Origin of the sequence: Azohydromonas lata, assembly GCF_034427735.1 — a bacterium.
Lineage (GTDB): Bacteria > Pseudomonadota > Gammaproteobacteria > Burkholderiales > Burkholderiaceae_C > Azohydromonas > Azohydromonas lata.
The window spans coordinates 20,788-36,937 of the sequence record NZ_JAXOJX010000023.1 but is presented as its reverse complement, the minus strand read 5'-3'; the positions used below and the strand labels follow the sequence as shown (position 1 = coordinate 36,937).

At 70.0% G+C, this 16,150-nt stretch carries 17 protein-coding genes and 1 tRNA gene; 13 read left to right on the top strand and 5 right to left on the bottom strand.

All coding sequences use genetic code 11. The features are described 5' to 3' along the window. Positions 1-2: 2 nt before the first annotated feature. Entirely contained in the window at positions 3-1,289 is a 1,287-nt protein-coding gene (gene purD / locus SM757_RS14890; protein WP_066335668.1) for a phosphoribosylamine--glycine ligase, read from the bottom strand. Beyond that, positions 1,286-2,017: a YebC/PmpR family DNA-binding transcriptional regulator gene (locus tag SM757_RS14885; RefSeq protein ID WP_066335672.1), complete on the bottom strand. Its 732-nt coding sequence runs from the start codon at positions 2,015-2,017 to the stop codon at positions 1,286-1,288. The genes purD and SM757_RS14885 overlap by 4 nt, the downstream gene beginning before the upstream one ends. A gap of 110 nt (positions 2,018-2,127) precedes the next feature. Here SM757_RS14885 and SM757_RS14880 point away from each other — a divergent pair, with 110 nt between their 5' ends. Further along, positions 2,128-3,633, top strand: coding sequence for a helicase HerA-like domain-containing protein (locus SM757_RS14880; protein WP_322466050.1), 1,506 nt, complete (start codon positions 2,128-2,130; stop codon positions 3,631-3,633). Between the two features lie 64 nt (positions 3,634-3,697). Here the strand turns inward: SM757_RS14880 and SM757_RS14875 are convergent, their stop codons facing one another. After that, a complete protein-coding gene (locus tag SM757_RS14875; RefSeq protein ID WP_322466049.1) occupies positions 3,698-4,147 on the bottom strand; it encodes a hypothetical protein in 450 nt (149 codons plus the stop codon). A 153-nt stretch (positions 4,148-4,300) separates the two neighbouring features. On the opposite strand from SM757_RS14875, the gene SM757_RS14870 reads away from it, so the two are divergent. The 5 genes from SM757_RS14870 (at position 4,301) to SM757_RS14850 (ending at position 7,914) form a co-directional block, all read left to right on the top strand. Further along, entirely contained in the window at positions 4,301-6,106 is a 1,806-nt protein-coding gene (locus tag SM757_RS14870) for a glutamine--tRNA ligase/YqeY domain fusion protein (protein WP_322466048.1), read from the top strand. A gap of 144 nt (positions 6,107-6,250) precedes the next feature. Further along, a complete protein-coding gene (locus SM757_RS14865; RefSeq protein ID WP_066335686.1) occupies positions 6,251-6,502 on the top strand; it encodes a hypothetical protein in 252 nt (83 codons plus the stop codon). A 66-nt stretch (positions 6,503-6,568) separates the two neighbouring features. Beyond that, complete coding sequence (locus SM757_RS14860) at positions 6,569-6,964, top strand: YchJ family protein (RefSeq protein ID WP_066335689.1); 396 nt, start codon at positions 6,569-6,571, stop codon at positions 6,962-6,964. Then, a complete protein-coding gene (locus SM757_RS14855) occupies positions 6,961-7,770 on the top strand; it encodes a pseudouridine synthase (RefSeq protein WP_322466047.1) in 810 nt (269 codons plus the stop codon). Before SM757_RS14860 ends, SM757_RS14855 begins: the two co-directional genes overlap by 4 nt. A gap of 68 nt (positions 7,771-7,838) precedes the next feature. Next, positions 7,839-7,914, top strand: a tRNA-Ala gene (locus SM757_RS14850). Between the two features lie 539 nt (positions 7,915-8,453). Here SM757_RS14850 and SM757_RS14845 read toward each other — a convergent pair. Next, the gene (locus tag SM757_RS14845) at positions 8,454-9,374 is read right to left on the bottom strand and encodes a DUF808 domain-containing protein (protein WP_322466046.1); all 921 of its coding nucleotides are present in this window, start codon (positions 9,372-9,374) and stop codon (positions 8,454-8,456) included. Between the two features lie 127 nt (positions 9,375-9,501). Here SM757_RS14845 and SM757_RS14840 point away from each other — a divergent pair, with 127 nt between their 5' ends. The 7 genes from SM757_RS14840 (at position 9,502) to SM757_RS14810 (ending at position 15,816) form a co-directional block, all read left to right on the top strand. Next, complete coding sequence (locus SM757_RS14840; RefSeq protein WP_157118887.1) at positions 9,502-9,780, top strand: hypothetical protein; 279 nt, start codon at positions 9,502-9,504, stop codon at positions 9,778-9,780. A 147-nt stretch (positions 9,781-9,927) separates the two neighbouring features. Then, complete coding sequence (locus SM757_RS14835; protein WP_322466045.1) at positions 9,928-10,980, top strand: LacI family DNA-binding transcriptional regulator; 1,053 nt, start codon at positions 9,928-9,930, stop codon at positions 10,978-10,980. A gap of 151 nt (positions 10,981-11,131) precedes the next feature. Continuing rightward, positions 11,132-11,893, top strand: coding sequence for a sugar phosphate isomerase/epimerase family protein (locus SM757_RS14830; RefSeq protein WP_322466044.1), 762 nt, complete (start codon positions 11,132-11,134; stop codon positions 11,891-11,893). Further along, positions 11,890-12,855, top strand: a complete 966-nt coding sequence (locus SM757_RS14825) for a sugar kinase (protein WP_066335704.1) — start codon at positions 11,890-11,892, stop codon at positions 12,853-12,855. Before SM757_RS14830 ends, SM757_RS14825 begins: the two co-directional genes overlap by 4 nt. Next, positions 12,852-13,826 carry a 2-hydroxyacid dehydrogenase gene (locus SM757_RS14820; RefSeq protein WP_066335705.1) on the top strand — a complete coding sequence of 325 codons (975 nt, stop codon included), beginning with the start codon at positions 12,852-12,854 and terminating at the stop codon, positions 13,824-13,826. The genes SM757_RS14825 and SM757_RS14820 overlap by 4 nt, the downstream gene beginning before the upstream one ends. A gap of 32 nt (positions 13,827-13,858) precedes the next feature. After that, positions 13,859-14,674 carry a shikimate dehydrogenase family protein gene (locus SM757_RS14815; RefSeq protein ID WP_322466043.1) on the top strand — a complete coding sequence of 272 codons (816 nt, stop codon included), beginning with the start codon at positions 13,859-13,861 and terminating at the stop codon, positions 14,672-14,674. 104 nt (positions 14,675-14,778) lie between these two features. Next, entirely contained in the window at positions 14,779-15,816 is a 1,038-nt protein-coding gene (locus tag SM757_RS14810) for a TRAP transporter substrate-binding protein (protein ID WP_322466042.1), read from the top strand. A gap of 72 nt (positions 15,817-15,888) precedes the next feature. Here the strand turns inward: SM757_RS14810 and SM757_RS14805 are convergent, their stop codons facing one another. Next, entirely contained in the window at positions 15,889-16,146 is a 258-nt protein-coding gene (locus SM757_RS14805; protein ID WP_157118888.1) for a hypothetical protein, read from the bottom strand. Between the last annotated feature and the right edge of the window lie 4 nt (positions 16,147-16,150).

Genomic DNA, 16,150 nt, shown 5'->3' with positions numbered 1-16,150 from the left:
CTTCAGCGCTGCTTGATGGCACGGTAGCCGATGTCCTTGCGGAACTGGGCCCCGTCGAACTGCACGCCGGCGAGCACGTCGTAGGCGCGCTGCTGGGCCTGCTTGGCCGATTCGCCCAGGGCAGTGACGCACAGCACGCGGCCGCCGCTGGTGACCACGCCCTGGTCGGTGGGCGTGGTGCCGGCGTGGAAGACCATGGCGTCTTCGGCCTGCGTGGTGGGCAGGCCCAGGATGAGGTCACCCTTGCGCGGATTCATCGGGTAGCCGGCAGCGGCCATGACCACGCCCAGCGCGAAGCGGCGGTCCCACTGCAGCTCGACCTTGTTGAGCGTGCCGTCGGTGGCGGCGAGCAGCACGTCCAGCAGGTCGCTCTTGAGCCGCATCATGATGGGCTGCGTCTCGGGGTCGCCCATGCGGGTGTTGAACTCCAGCGTCTTGACCTGGCCCTCGGGGCTGATCATCAGCCCGGCGTAGAGGAAGCCCGTGAAGGGCCGGCCCTCGCGCGCCATGCCGGCGATGGTGGGCAGAATGATTTCGTGCATGGCGCGCGCATGCACGTTGGGCGTGACCACGGGCGCGGGCGAGTAGGCGCCCATGCCGCCGGTGTTGGGGCCCTGGTCGGCGTCCAGCAGCCGCTTGTGGTCCTGGCTGGTGGCCAGGGGCAGCACGTGGTGGCCGTCGCACAGGACGATGAAGCTGGCTTCCTCGCCCTGCAGGAACTCCTCGATCACCACGCGGGCGCCGCCGGCGTTGTGCTGCACGCCCAGCTCGTTGCCTTCGAGCATGAAGTCGATGGCCTGGTGCGCCTCTTCCACCGTCATGGCCACGACCACGCCCTTGCCCGCGGCCAGGCCGTCGGCCTTGACCACGATGGGCGCGCCCATCTTGTCCACGTAGGCGTGGGCGGCGGCGGGGTCGCTGAAGCTGTCATACGCCGCCGTGGGGATGGCGTGGCGCTTCATGAAGTCCTTGGCGAACGCCTTGGAGCTCTCCAGCTGCGCGGCGGCCTTGGTGGGGCCGAAGATGCGCAGGTGGCGCTGGCGGAACACGTCCACCACGCCGGCGGCCAGCGGGGCTTCGGGGCCCACCACCGTCAGCGCGATCTTCTCGGCCTGGGCGAAGTCGGCCAGCGCGTTGACGTCGGTGATGGCCAGGTTGTGCAGCCGCGCATCGGTGCCCGTGCCGCCGTTGCCCGGGGCCACGAAGACCTGATTGACGCGCGGCGACTGCGCCAGCTTCCAGGCCAGCGCGTGTTCGCGCCCGCCGCTGCCTATGACCAGAACCTTCATGCCTGTTCCTCGAGCTCGGCGTTGTGGAAAACGGCCTGGGTGTCGTCCAGGTCCTCCAGCACGTCCAGCAGCTTTTGCATGCGCTGGGCGTCCTCGCCGGCTAGAGCGATGGTGTTTTCGGCGCGCATGGTGACTTCGGCCACCTCGGCGTTGAAGCCGGCGGCCGACAGGGCTTCCTTGACGGACTCGAAGTCGCCGGGGGCGGTGAGCACCTCGATGGAGCCGTCCTCGCCGGTGATGACGTCCTCGGCGCCGGCTTCCAGCGCGGCTTCCATGAGCGTGTCCTCATTGGTGCCGGGCGCGAACAGCAGTTGGCCGCAGTGCTTGAACTGGAAGGCCACGGAGCCCTCGGTGCCCAGGTTGCCGCCGTACTTGCTGAAGGCGTGGCGCACTTCGGCCACGGTGCGCACGCGGTTGTCGGTCATGCAGTCCACGATGATGGCCGCGCCGCCGATGCCGTAGCCCTCGTAGCGGATTTCCTCGTAGCTCACGCCCTCGAGGTTGCCGGTGGCCTTGTCGACGTTGCGCTTGATGGTGTCGGCCGGCATGTTGGCGGCCTTGGCCTTGTCGATGGCCAGGCGCAGTCGCGGGTTGGCCGTGACATCGCCGCCGCCCTGCCGTGCGGCGACCATGATTTCGCGGATGACGCGCGTCCAGACTTTGCCGCGCTTTTCGTCCTGGCGGCCTTTACGGTGCTGGATATTGGCCCATTTGGAATGTCCGGCCATAGTGGCTGCTCCTCGCCGGCCCGGGGGGCGTTCGGCTCTTGTGCTTGGTTAGACTGCCGGCGATTTTACCGGTCGCCCCCGTCACGCCCTTTCGAAGGAGCCCGCACGCCATGGCTGATCCGATACTGATCGCACGACACGGCAAGTTGGAAGCCTGCCTTTTGCCCGCTTTGGCCAACCGCCACGGCCTGGTGACCGGGGCCACGGGCACCGGCAAGACCGTCACGCTGCAGCGCCTGGCCGAAGGCTTCAGCCGCATCGGCGTGCCGGTGTTCATGGCCGACGTGAAGGGCGACCTCACGGGCATCAGCCAGCGCGGCGAGCCCTCGCCCAAGCTGGCCGCCGCGCTGCAGCAGCGCGGGCTGGATTTGCCTGAGCCCCATGCCTGCCCGGTGACGCTGTGGGACGTGTTCGGCACCCAGGGCCACCCGGTGCGCGCCACGGTGAGCGACATGGGCCCGCTGCTTCTCTCGCGCATGCTGGACCTCAACGAGACGCAGGCCGGCGTGATGAGCCTGGTGTTTCGCATCGCCGACGACCACGGCCTGCTGCTGCTGGACCTCAAGGACCTGCGCGCCATGCTCACGCACGTGGGCGAGAACGCCCGCGAGTTCACCACCAGCTACGGCAATGTCAGCGCCGCCAGCGTCGGCGCCATACAGCGCGCGCTGCTGCAAGTCGAGCAGCAAGGCGGTGACCAGTTCTTCGGCGAGCCCATGCTGGACATCGCCGACCTCATGCAGACGGTCAGCGGCCAGGGCGTGGTCAACATCCTCGCCGCGGACAAGCTGCTGCAGGCGCCGCGCGTGTACGCCACTTTCCTGCTGTGGATGCTGTCGGAGCTGTTCGAGGCGCTGCCGGAGGTGGGCGACCTGGACAAGCCCAAGCTGGTCTTCTTTTTCGACGAGGCGCACCTGCTGTTCAAGGACGCGCCCGCGGTGCTGGTGGAGCGCATCGAGCTGGTCGTGCGCCTGGTGCGCTCCAAGGGCGTGGGCGTGTATTTCGTCACGCAAAACCCGGCGGATTTGCCCGACAGCGTGCTGGCGCAGCTGGGCAACCGGGTGCAGCACGCGCTGCGGGCGTTCACGCCGCGCGACCAGAAGGCCGTGCGCGCCGCGGCGCAGACCATGCGGCCCAACCCGGGGCTGGACATCGAGGCCGCCATCACCGAGCTGGCCGTGGGCGAGGCGCTGGTGAGCCTGCTGGACGAGCACGGGCGCCCAAGCGTCACGCAGCGCGTGTTCGTCCAGCCGCCGGGCAGCCAACTTGGCCCCATCACGCCGCAGCAGCGCCAGGCGCTGCTGGAAGGCTCGCTGGTGGCCGGCGTGTACGAGCAGGCGGTGGATCGCGAATCGGCCTACGAGCAGCTGCGCGCGCGGGTGCCGGGCGCCTCTGGCCCGGCCGGTGCCGCCAGCCCCGCGGAAGCCGGCGGCGGGCTGCTGGACGGGCTCAAGGACGTTCTTTTCGGCAGCACCGGACCACGCGGCGGGCGGCGCGAAGGCTTGGCCGAAGCGGCCGCGCGCAGTGCCATGCGCACGATGGGCTCCACCGTTGGGCGCGAGATCGTGCGCGGCGTGCTGGGCTCGCTGTTGGGCGGCACGCGGCGGCGGCGCTGAACCCGGCAGGCGCCGCTGCGCTGCGAGAGGCGACGGCGCGCTGTCGCCGGCCAGGGATGCAGGCTCAGCGGCGCCAGTGATGGTGGTGGCCGCCCGGCCACACCGGGACGACCACCGGCGCGGCATAGACCACCGGTGCCGCATACACCCCCGGCGGCGCGATGTAGCGCGGCGCGGCCGGCACGTACACCGGCGGCATGGGCGGCCCGTACACGGGCGGCGGGGCGTAGTAGATGGGTGGCGGCGCCACGTAGGCCGGCGGGCGCGGCACGTACAGCGGCGGCGGCGAGACGTAGACCGGCGGCGGCGGCGAATAGCCCACGCCGGGCGGCGCGACGTACACCGGCGCCGGGTGCACGGGCACGTTGGAGATGACGGTGCCCACCGCCACGCCCGGGTTCAACGCATTGACGCCAATGGTCCATTGCACGCCGGCCGCGTGGGCCGGCGCCGCAAGCAAGCCGCCAAGAAACAACACGGCGGCGGCGGAAAAAGTGGGCAGGGATCGCTTCATGGCGGCGTCCTTCGACAAGCAGGCTTTCACAACGCGGCTGCCGGCCCTTCGGTGCACCGCCAATTGTGTCGGCCTGCAAACGCACCCCCTCTATAAAATCCCCGCAACAACCCGCATTGCACCGGCCGCGGGCCGGTCACTTTCCACACCTCCATGTCCGCACCCGAAGCCCCCAAGCCGAGCAACTTCCTGCGCGCCATCATCGAACGCGACCTGGCCGCAGGCACCTATGCCCAACGCCATTGGGCCGGCGGCCCCGGCGACGCCGCGCACCAAGGCAGCGGCGCGCTGGACCCTGCGCGCATCCGCACCCGCTTCCCGCCCGAGCCCAACGGCTACCTGCACGTCGGCCACGCCAAGAGCATCTGCCTGAACTTCGGCCTGGCGCGCGACTACGGCGGCGTCTGCCATATGCGCTTCGACGACACCAACCCGGAGAAGGAAGAGCAGGAGTACGTCGATTCCATCCTCGACGCCGTGCAGTGGCTGGGCTTCGGCTGGGAGGCCAACGGCAGCAGCCACCTGTACTACGCGAGCAACTACTTCGACTTCATGTACCGCGCGGCCGAGGCCCTCATCGAGGCCGGCCACGCCTACGTGGACGAGCAGACGCCGGAGCAGATGCGCGCCAACCGCGGCGACTTCGGCACACCCGGCACCAACAGCCCCTATCGCGACCGCAGCGCCGAAGAGAACCTCGCGCGCTTTCGCGAAATGCGCGACGGCCGGCACGCCGACGGCGCCATGGTGCTGCGCGCCAAGATCGACATGGCCTCGCCCAACATCAATCTGCGCGACCCGGCCATCTACCGCATCAAGCACGCCACGCACCACAACACGGGCGACCGCTGGTGCATCTACCCGATGTACACCTACGCGCACCCCATTGAGGACGCGCTGGAGAACATCACCCACAGCATCTGCACGCTGGAGTTCGAGGACCAGCGCCCCTTCTACGACTGGGTGCTGGAGCGCCTGGCCGACCTGGGCCTGCTCGCGCGCCCGCTGCCCAAGCAGTACGAGTTCGGCCGGCTCAATCTGACCTACGTGATCACGAGCAAGCGCAAGCTCAAGGCGCTGGTGGATGAAAACATCGTCAACGGCTGGGACGACCCGCGCATGCCCACCATCGTCGGCCTGCGCCGGCGCGGCTACACGGCCGAGGCGCTGCAGCTGTTTGCCGAGCGCATCGGCGTGGCCAAGGACTACAGCTGGATCGACTACGCCACGCTGGAGCAGTCGCTGCGCGACGACCTGGACCCCAAGGCCGCGCGCGGCCTGGCGGTGCTGGACCCGCTCAAGCTCGTCCTGGAGAACTGGGGCGAGGCCCTGGGCGCCGGCCACATCGAGCCCTGCAGCGCGCCCGTGCACCCGGCGCAGCCGGAGCGCGGCCGCCGCGAGTTCGCCATGGGCTCCGAGGTCTGGATCGAGCGCGAAGACTTCGCCATCGATCCGCCCAAGGGCTACCACCGCCTCTACCCGCCCAAGGGCGACGTGGCGGGCGGGCGCGTACGCCTGAAGTACGGCTACGTCATCGAGTGCACGGGCTTCGAGCAGGACGCCGACGGCCGCGTGACGCTGGTGCGCGCCAAGCTGTTGCCCGACACCAAGAGCGGCACGCCGGGCGCCGACAGCGTGAAGGTCAAGGGCGTGATCGGCTGGGTCGGCGCGCAGTCGGCCGAACAAGGCGGCGGCGTGGCGGCGGAGGTGCGGCTGTACGACCGCCTCTTCACCGAGGCGCAGCCGGATGCCGGCGGGCGCGACTTCAAGGCCAGCCTCAACCCGGAAAGCCTGCGCGTGGTGCAGGCCATGGTGGAGCCCTCGCTGGCGCAGGCCGGTGCGGACGAGCGCTTCCAGTTCGAGCGCCATGGGTACTTCGTCACCGACCGCAAGGACCACGCGGCCGGCCGAGCGGTGTTCAACCGCATCACCGGGCTCAAAGACAGCCGCGGGCGCTGATGGCCCGAAGAATGCGGGCGGGGGCCGCCGCAACGGCTCCTTGCCCGCATTGGAGCCGCATCTGCTGCGGCAGGCGTCGCGCAGCGGCGACAATGGGTACTTGGCGGCTTCCCGTTAGCCGCCCATTCCACAGCAGGAGACCGCATGGCCAAGCCCAATTACGCCTTCGAGAAACGCCAGCGCGACCTGGCCAAGAAGAAAAAGAAGGAAGAGAAGATGGTAGAGCGCAAGGCGCGCAAGGCCGCCGGCGGCCTGGGCGAAGGTGGCGCCGAGGGCGAATCGCTCGCCCCTGAAGGCGACGTGACCGATCCCGGCGACGGCACGGCCGGCGCCTCGGAAATCCAGCGCGACGATCCCACCGGCGCCGCCCCGGCCGCCGGCAGCGACGCCCGCTGACGTTCCAGCATCCCGGGCATCGCCCAGGCGCGGCGGGCCGTTGCTTCACCACACCACCCGCTCGCGATGACGATGCTCCCTGCCGAGCCCTGCCCCTGTGGCAGGGGCTCCTCTTATGCCGGCTGCTGCGGCCGCTGGCATGCCGGCGCGCAATACCTACAAGCGCCGGATGCGCAGGCGCTCATGCGCTCGCGCTACAGCGCCTTCGTCCTGGGCTTGGTTCCCTACCTGCTGGAGACCTGGCACCCGACGACGCGCCCCGCCGCGCTGGAGCCCAACGAGCCGGGCCTGCGCTGGCTGGGCCTGCAAGTCAAGCGCCACGAGGTGCTGGACGCCGCTCACGCCCTGGTCGAGTTCGTTGCCCGCAGCAAGCTTGGTGGCCGCGCCCACCGCCTGCACGAGATCAGCCGTTTCACTCGCGAGGACGGGCGCTGGTTCTACGTGGACGGCGACCTGCTTTGACACCCCTGCCCCCGCCGGCGGCCGGCGACGCCACCGACCTGGACGACGACGCCCCGCCGCTGCCGCTGCTGCACCGCGACGCGCAGCTCGCCGTCGTGGACAAGCCGCCGGGCCTGCTGGTGCACCGCACCGCGCTGGACGCGCACGAGCAGCGCGCCGCGCTGCAGCTGCTGCGCGATCAGCTAGGTGCTCCCGTGTGGCCCGTGCACCGCCTGGACAAGGGCACGTCCGGCGTGCTGGCCTTCGCGCTGGACGCCGACACGGCCCGCCGCGTGGGCGCGCAATTCGAGGCGGGTGTGCCGAAAAAAACCTATCTCGCGCTGGTGCGCGGCTGGCCGCCGGTGGCCGGCGAGATAGACCATCCGCTCGCGCGCGACCCTGAGCGCCCTTCCGCCGGCCAGCCGCTGCTGGCGGCGCGCACGCGCTTCGAGCGCCTGGCGCGGGTGGAATGGCCTTTCGCCACCGACGCGCAGCACGCCACGAGCCGCTACGCGCTGCTGCGCGTCTGTCCGGAAAGCGGCCGCCGCCACCAGATACGCCGGCATATGAAACACATCGCGCATCCGCTCATTGGCGACGCCACGCATGGCAAGGGCCCGCACAACCGCGCCGTGGCGGCCTGGTTGCAGGTGCAACGCCTGTGGCTGCATGCACTGTCGCTGGAGCTGGCGCACCCGGCCACGGGCCAGGCGTTGCGCATCGAGGCCCTGCCGGACGCCTCCTGGCACGCGCTGCTGGCGCACGGACCGTGGCAATGGGACGCCGAGCCGCCGGCTTGGGCCACGGTTGCGCATGCCCCTAGATGAGAAATTCAAATTTTCGATCCGATAGGCTTGCACACCCGAATTGATAGCGTTACACTGCTAGCTTCTGTGGGGACGTAGCTCAGCTGGGAGAGCGTCGCGTTCGCAATGCGAAGGTCGGGAGTTCGATCCTCCTCGTCTCCACCACAAATTCGAAAAGGGCCTTGCGCAAGCAAGGCCCTTTTTCTTTGCGCGCTCATCTTTCGCACGTCCGGCAGGTTCTCCCCAGCCGCTGTGGACAACCCTGTGAGGCGCCTGCTCGCACCGCGCTTAAGTTGTTGTTTCACAAGGACCGCCTTGGCGATGCCCATAAATAAGGCAGCTTGATGACAGCCGGCGCGGACAGCCACGCTTGCTGCACCGCGTCAAACCCCTAACAGCAACGTCGGTGCACTTGAATCCCCGGCTCGTGGGCGCGTAGAGTGAAGCCGTCAACCGATGGCACTGCGGAAGGCCAGAACGGAACGCCGCCAGGGCTTACCCAGTACCGCCTCCGATATCTGCTTGAGGACGACAAGCAACCCGCCCCCGGATCAAGGCCGCTGGCGGGTTGCTCCATTTTGGGGTCCGGGTTTTCCCCTATCGCTGTGGACAACACTGTGGGCCACCTGCCCACAGCATCGTTAAGTCCTTGATTCGTATCGGCGGACGCTTGCTCTGCCCAAAAAACAGGCAGTTTCGCTAGCTCAATGCGCCGGCTGGCGTCCGCGCAGGCGCTGCACCAGCGTCACCACCACCAGCACCACGGCGCCGGCCACGATGCCCACTGCCGCGTCGAAGAGGCTGGTGAGCAGCACGTCCATGGCGCCCGTGTGCTCGTCGGTGGCCTCTTCTATCCAGTGGTGCAGCACGCTCACGCCATGCACCAGGATGCCGCCGCCCACCAGGAACATCGCGACCGTGCCCGCCACCGACAGCGCCTTCATCAGCCAGGGCGTGGCGCGCACGATCCAGCCGCCTATGGCTTGAGCGGCGGACGACGCCTTGCGCTGCAGCCACAGGCCCAGGTCGTCCAGCTTCACGATGCCGGCCACGATGCCGTAGACGCCCACCGTCATCAGCAGCGAGATTCCCACCAGCACGCCCACCTGCGTGATCAACGGCTGCCCGGCCACGGCGCCCAGGGTGATGGCGATGATCTCTGCCGAGAGGATGAAATCGGTGCGCACCGCACCCTTGATCTTCTCCTTCTCGAAGGCGACCAGGTCCACCTTCGGATCGTCCAGCGCGCGCACGAGATCGGCATGGGCGGCTTCGTCCTCCTCCTTGCTGTGCAGGAAGCGGTGGGCCAGCTTTTCCACGCCTTCAAAACACAGGAACAGCCCGCCGACCATGAGCAGCGGCGTCACCGCCCATGGGGCAAAAGCGCTGATGAGCAGCGCCAGCGGCACCAGGATGGCCTTGTTCACCAGCGAGCCCTTGGCCACCGCCAGCACCACGGGCACCTCGCGCTCGGCGCGCACGCCCGTGACCTGCTGCGCATTGAGCGCCAGATCGTCGCCCAACACGCCGGCCGTCTTCTTGGCCGCCACCTTGGAAAGAACCGCCACATCGTCGAGCACGGTACCTATGTCGTCCACCAGCGCCAGCAGGCTGCCTGTTGCCATGTTTGTCCTCTATGGGAATTCCCGCGTTGCCCGCCATGGGCAAGCCGCGCGCCATTGTGGCGGGCATGCCGATTGCGGCACGCTCGCATCCCGTTCTTTCGACAACGGTTTTCACGGAGGTTTGACCATGGCTGACCTACGTTCCAGCGACGCCCATTTCGAGCGCTACCGCGAGGAATACGCGCGGCAACTCGACGAGAAATACCGCGCCATGCGCACCCAGGGTGCGCGCCACGGCGCACACGCCCCCTGGCGCGAAGCGCCTGAGGGCTCACAGCACAAGGACAGCGCCCTGGAGGGCTTGGGCCGCGCCCTCTCCGCCCCGGTGTTCGGCGCGACCGAGGAGCCCGCCGTCAACAACCAGCCCAACCGGGAAGACATTCCGGTGTCGGGGCGCATCGCCTGACGCGCGTGCGCTGCGCAGGCCCGCCACCGCGGCCCGCATCACCCACAAGCCGCCGGCCTGCACGCCGGCGGCTTTTTTGCACCCGGCACTCCCGGCTCCGGCAAATCCCTGAAACCGGTTTCTTGACGCGCGGGCTACAGTAGCGGCATGTCCGCCCATCCTGCCCCCACCGCCCGCACCCGCATCACCATCGACGACGTCGCCCGCGAGGCCGGCGTGTCCAAGGCGACCGTTTCGCGCGTCATCAACCGCCGCGGCGAGCTGATGAGCCCGGAGCTGGCGGCGCGGGTGCAGGAGGCCATCACCCGGCTGGGCTACGCGCCCAGCCCCATGGCGCAAGCGCTCAAGCGCGGGCGCTCGCGCCTCATCGGCCTGGTGGTGGCGGACGTGGCCAACCCCTTCTCCGTGGCCGTGATGCAGGGCGCCGAGCGCGTGTGCCGCGCCGCGGGCTACATGCTCATGCTCTACAACCTGGCCGGCGACGAGGGCCGCGAGCGCGAGGCCATCACGGCCCTGGCCTCCTACCAGGTGGAAGGCTTCATCCTCCACACCTTGGGCCGCGAGCGGCAGGTGCTGGACGATGCGCTGCAGCGCAACAAGCCCATCGTCCTCGTGGACCGCGCACTGGACGCGCCGCTGGACCTCGTGGGCCTGGACAACGCGCAGGCCGTGCCCCTGGCGCTGGACCACCTGCTGCAGCAAGGCTGGAATGAGCTGCTCTTCGTCACCGAGCCCATACAAAGCGCCACCTCGCGCGAGGAGCGGAGGGCCGCCTTCACCGCCTACACCTCGGCCCAGGCGGCGCAGTGCCGTGGCCAGGGCGTGGAAGTGCCCGCGGGCGACGACGCGACGCTGGACGCCGCGCTGCGCGCGCTGCTGCAGCGCGCGGGCGACGACGCCCGCCGCCCCGCCGTGCTGGCCGTCAACGCCGTGGTCGGCCTGCGCATCGCCGCCGCCGCCAAGCGCCTGGGCTGCACGCTGGGCCGCGAGCTGGGCCTGGTCACCTTCGACGAAACCGACTGGGCCCCGCTGGTGGGCCCAGGCATCACCACGCTGGCGCAGCCCACCGACGACATCGGCCAGCAGGCCGCGCGCTGCCTCATAGAGCGGCTGGAGAACCCAGGCCAAACCACCCAACCGCGCCGCTTCAGGCTGCCGGCGCGGCTGCTGGCGCGGGGCTCGTCGCAACGGGAAGGCTGAAGGCCCTCTTCCCGTAGAGCGGCGGGCCCCTCCGCCGCTGCCGCCGGGCGGCTCGTCTGAAGATCAATGCCCGCTCCGGGTTAGCCCTCATACCATCTTGAAACCGGTTTCTTAAACTCTTGAGAAACCGGTTTCCCAACAGCAGCCATCCATGCCTTCTCCCCAAATCCTCATCTCCCTGGGCGCTTTTGGCGCAGCCGAAGTGCGCCGCCACGGCCAGTGCTGGTTCACCGAGCTGGCGGCCGAGGCCGGGGCGGATGGCGTGGAGGTGCGCGGCGAGCTGCTGGCCGATCCGGCGCGCGAGCTGCCGGCGCTGGCGACGCTGACCGCCGCCTGTCGCCTGGCGCGCGTCTATTCCAGCCCGCAGGGGCTGTGGCAGGCCGACGGGTCGCTCGCCGTGGCCGCCCTGGAGCGCGCCCTGGACCACGCCCGCCTGTTGGGCGCACCGCGCCTGAAAATGTCCATTGGCGGCTATGCCGGCCGCGGCCTGGGCGCCCTGGCCGACCGGCTGGGCGACACCCCCATTGAATTGCTGATCGAGAACGACCAGACCGAGTCCGCCGGCACCCTGCCCGCGCTGCGCCGCTTTTGCAGCGACGCGCGGGACGCCGGCTTGCCGTTGCCCCTGACCTTCGACATGGGCAACTGGCACTGGCTCGGAGAAGACCCGCTGCAGGCGGCGCAGGCGCTGGCCCCCCAGGTCGGCTACGTGCACTGCAAGGGCGTGCACCGGCGCCAGGACCGCTGGGTGGCCGTGCCGCTGCTGGAATCGGCCGCCCCCTGGCGTGCCGTGCTGCGCGCGCTGCCTCCTGAGGTGCCGCGCGCCATCGAATACCCGCTGCAGGGCGACGATCTGAAGGCCGTCACCCGGGCCGAGATCGCCCTGCTGCGCCGCGTGGAGACCCAGGCATGAACGACATCCCCCATCACGACACGGCGCTGGACGTCGTGACCTTCGGCGAAGCCATGCTCATGCTGGTGGCCGACGAGTGCGGCCCGCTGGAGCAGGTCCAGCACTTCCACAAGCGCACGGCCGGTGCCGAGACCAACGTGGCGATCGGCCTGTCGCGCCTGGGCCATCGCGTGGGCTGGGGCAGCCGGCTGGGCGCGGACTCCATGGGCCGCTACCTGCTGGCCGAGATGACGCGCGAGGGCCTGGACTGCTCCCACGTGGAAGTGGCCGCCGGCGAGCGTAGCGGCTTCCAGTTCAAGGGCCGCGTGGACGACGGCAGCGACCCGCCCGTGGAGTACCACCGCGCCGGCTCCGCCGCCAGCCGCATGGGGCTGCAGCACCTGGACGAAGCCTGGCTGCGCGGCGCGCGCCAACTGCACGTCACGGGCGTGTTCGCGGCGCTGTCGGCCAGCACCCTGGCGCTCGCCCGCCGCGCCATCGCCGTGATGCGCGAGGCGAGCAAGCCCATCTCTTTCGACCCCAACCTGCGGCCGACGCTGTGGGCCTCGCAGGACGTGATGCGCGACACGCTCAACGCCCTGGCCGTGCAGGCCGACCTGGTGCTGCCCGGCATCGAGGAAGGCTTCATCCTCACCGGCACCCGCGACCCGCAGGGCATCGCCCGCTTCTACCGCGGCCAGGGCGTGCGCACCGTGGTCGTGAAGCTGGGCGCCGAGGGCGCCTATTACGACGACGCCGACGAGGGCACGGGCCAGGTGGCCGCCTTCCCCGTGGCCCGCGTCGTGGACACCGTGGGCGCGGGCGACGGTTTTGCGGTGGGCGTGATCAGCGCCCGCCTGGAAGGCCGCAGCGTGGCCGACGCCGCGCGGCGCGGCGCCTGGATAGGCGCGCGCGCCGTGCAGGTCACGGGCGACACCGAAGGGCTGCCCACGCGGGCGCAACTGCTGGAGGCCGGGCTGTGAGCCAAAGAAAGAACGTTCTCGTCTTCCGCGCCCTGCCGCCGGACCTGCTGGAGCGCATCGCCCAGCGCCACACGGTGACCGTGGCCGACCCGCGCCGCGCCGAGGAGCTGCCGCGCTTCCTGGCCGCGCTGCCCACGGCGCAGGGGCTGATCGGCTCGAGTTTCAAATTGGACGCCGCCGCGCTGGAGCGGGCGCCGGCGCTGGAGGTGATCTCCAGCATTTCCGTGGGCGTGGACAACTACGACCTGCCCTACCTGGAGCAGCGCGGCGTGATGCTTTGCCACACGCCGGGCGTGCTCACGGAAACCACGGCCGACACGCTGTTCGCCCTCATCCTGTGCGCCAGCCGGCGGCTGGTGGAGGTGGCCAACCTTGTGCGCGAGGGGCGCTGGGTGCGCAACATCGGCGAAGACCTCTTCGGCTGGGACGTGCACGGCAAGACGCTGGGCATCCTGGGCTTTGGGCGCATCGGCCAGGCGCTGGCGCGGCGCGCCGCCCTGGGTTTCAACATGCGCGTGCTCTACCACGACCCCCATGCGGTGCAGGTGGCCGAGCTGGCCGGCCAGGCCACGCAGCTCCCCATGGACGACGTGCTGCGGCGTGCCGACATCGTGGCGCTGACCCTGCCGCTCACCGACGCCACCCGCGGCCTCATGGGCGCGCGCGAGTTCGGGCTGATGAAGCCCGGCGCCCTCTTCGTCAACGGCGCCCGCGGCGGCTTGGTACAGGAAGACGCGCTGCTGCACGCCCTGGACCACGGCAGCCTGCGCGCCGCGGCGCTGGACGTGTTTGCCACGGAGCCGCTGCCGCAGGACTCGCCGCTGCGCACCCACCCGCGCGTGACGCCGCTGCCGCACATCGGCTCGGCCACGCACGAGACGCGCCGCGCCATGGCCGAGCTGGCCACCGACAACCTGCTGATGGCGCTGGACGGCCAGCGCCCGGCCTGCGCCCTGCTGCCCCGGCGCTGACGCGCCGCCAACCGACCCAGGACACCTCCGCCATGCCCCGCTCCATCCCCACCCTGTGCGGCTCCATCATGGGCTCGCCCTTCACTTTCAACGTCAAGGTGCACAACGCCGCCTATGCGGCGCTGGGCCTGGACTACACCTTCGTGTGCTTCGGCGTGGAGGACGTGCCCGGCGCCATCGCCGCCGTGCGTGCGCTGGGCATTCGCGGCCTGAACGTGTCCATGCCGCACAAGCAGGCCGTCATGGCGCACCTGGACGCGCTGGACGAGACCGCGCGCGCCATAGGCGCCGTCAACACCATCAACCACGTCGATGGAAAACTCACCGGCTACAACACCGACTGCGTGGGCGCGGTGCGGGCGCTGGAGGAGATCACCACGCTGCCGGACAAGAAGGTCGCGCTGCTGGGCGCCGGCGGCGCGGCCCGCGCCATCGCCTACGGGCTGCGCGAGGCCGGCGCGCGCGTGACGGTGTTCAACCGCACGGCCGACAAGGCCCGCGCCCTGGCGGCGGATTTCGGCCTGGACTTCGGCGGCACGCTGGAGGATTTCAAGGCCGCGGACTTCGACGGCGTGGTCAATGCCACCGCGGCGGGCTTCAAGGCGCCGGACGTCAACCCCATCGCCGGCCGCCTGGCGCCGCACCTGTTCGTGATGGACGCGGCCTTCATTCCCGTGCGCAGCCGCCTCATACGCGACGCGCAGGCCCTGGGCTGCCGCACCTCGGACGGCACGCGGATGATGCTTCACCAGGCCCGCGGCCAGGTCGAGCTCTACAGCGGCGGCCTGCAGGCGCCGCTGGAGGCCATGAGCGCCGCGCTGCTGGCGGAAATTGAGCGCGTGGGCTGACAGGCCCAGGCACCAAGGCCCGCGGACTGCCCCCCGACACACACCCCTTCTTCCCATCCACGAGCCGGCCCACCGCTGCCAGCACGTCCCTCGGAGACCACCCCATGAACAGCATCCACCGCTTCAAGCGCAGCTTCCTCGCCGCAGGCGCCGCCCTCCTGTTGGGCACCTTCACCACCGGCACCGCCTGGGCCGCCGACGTCAAGGAGCGCACCATCAAGCTGCCCATCGTCAACCAGCTCGACCACCCGCAGGGCCTGGGCGCGCAGAAGTTCGCCGACCTCATGAGCGCCAAGAGCGGCGGCAAGCTGAAAGTGAAGATCTTCCCCGGCGGCACGTTGGGCGGGGAGCAGCAGGTGGCGTCGGCCATGCAGGGCGGCACGGTGGAGGCGTCCATGATGGCGCCGGCGCAGCTCGTGGGCATGATCAAGGAGTTCGTCCTGCTGGACTTCCCCTTCGCCTTCGCCACCGAGCGCGAGGCCGACCTGGTGCTCGACGGCCCCGTGGGCAAGAAGCTGCTGGACATGATGCCCGCCAAGGGCCTGGTCGGCCTGGCCTACATGGAGCAGGGCTACCGCAGCATCACCAACAGCAAGCGGCCCATCCAGAAGATGGAAGACATCCAGGGCCTGAAGATCCGCACCATCCTCAACCCGCTCTACATCGACATGCTCAACGCGTTGGGCGCCAACGCCGTGCCCATGCCCTTCCCCGAGCTGTACACCGCGATGGAGAGCAAGGCCGTGGACGGCCAGGAGAACCCCTACGCCACGGCCGAGGCCTCCAAGTTCTACGAGGTGCAGAAGTACATGAGCAACACCCGGCACATCTACAACCCGCAGATGCTGCTGGTGAGCAAGAAGTTCTGGGACAGCCTCTCGGCCGACGAGAAGAAGATCGTGCAGGACTCGGCCTTCGAGGCCCGCGACTACCAGCGCAAGGTGGCGCGCGAGATGAGCGAGAAGTCGCGCCAGGAGCTGATCAAGCACGGCATGTTGATCAACGACGTCGCGCCCGCCGAGCTGCAGCGCATGCGCGACAAGGTCAAGCCCGTGGTGGACAAGTACGCCGCGCAGGTGGGCGAGCCGCTGGTCAAGGCGTTCCAGGCCGAGCTGGAGAAGGCGCGCGTGGCGGCCAAGTGACGGCGCCCGCGGCGGCACTCGCCGCCATCACGCCTCCATGAAAAACGCCGGGCCCAGCCCGGCGTCGTCACATCAGGAGCGCCGCTTCAGGTGCAACTGGATGGTCTGCCCCTCGGCCCTGCCGCCCGCCGGCTTCTTCGCCGGCCCGCAAGCACCGCCACACCCGCCGCAGCCGCCCTCGGCCGACGGCGCCACGCGGCGCGCCAGCCCCGGGCAGTAGCGCTGCCCAAGCCGCAGCAGCGCGCGGCGCAGCGGCGTGGGCATGAGCACCCAGGCGGCATAGACGCTGGCCCAAGCGACCAGCACGGCAACGATCAGCGTCTGCGTCATGAAG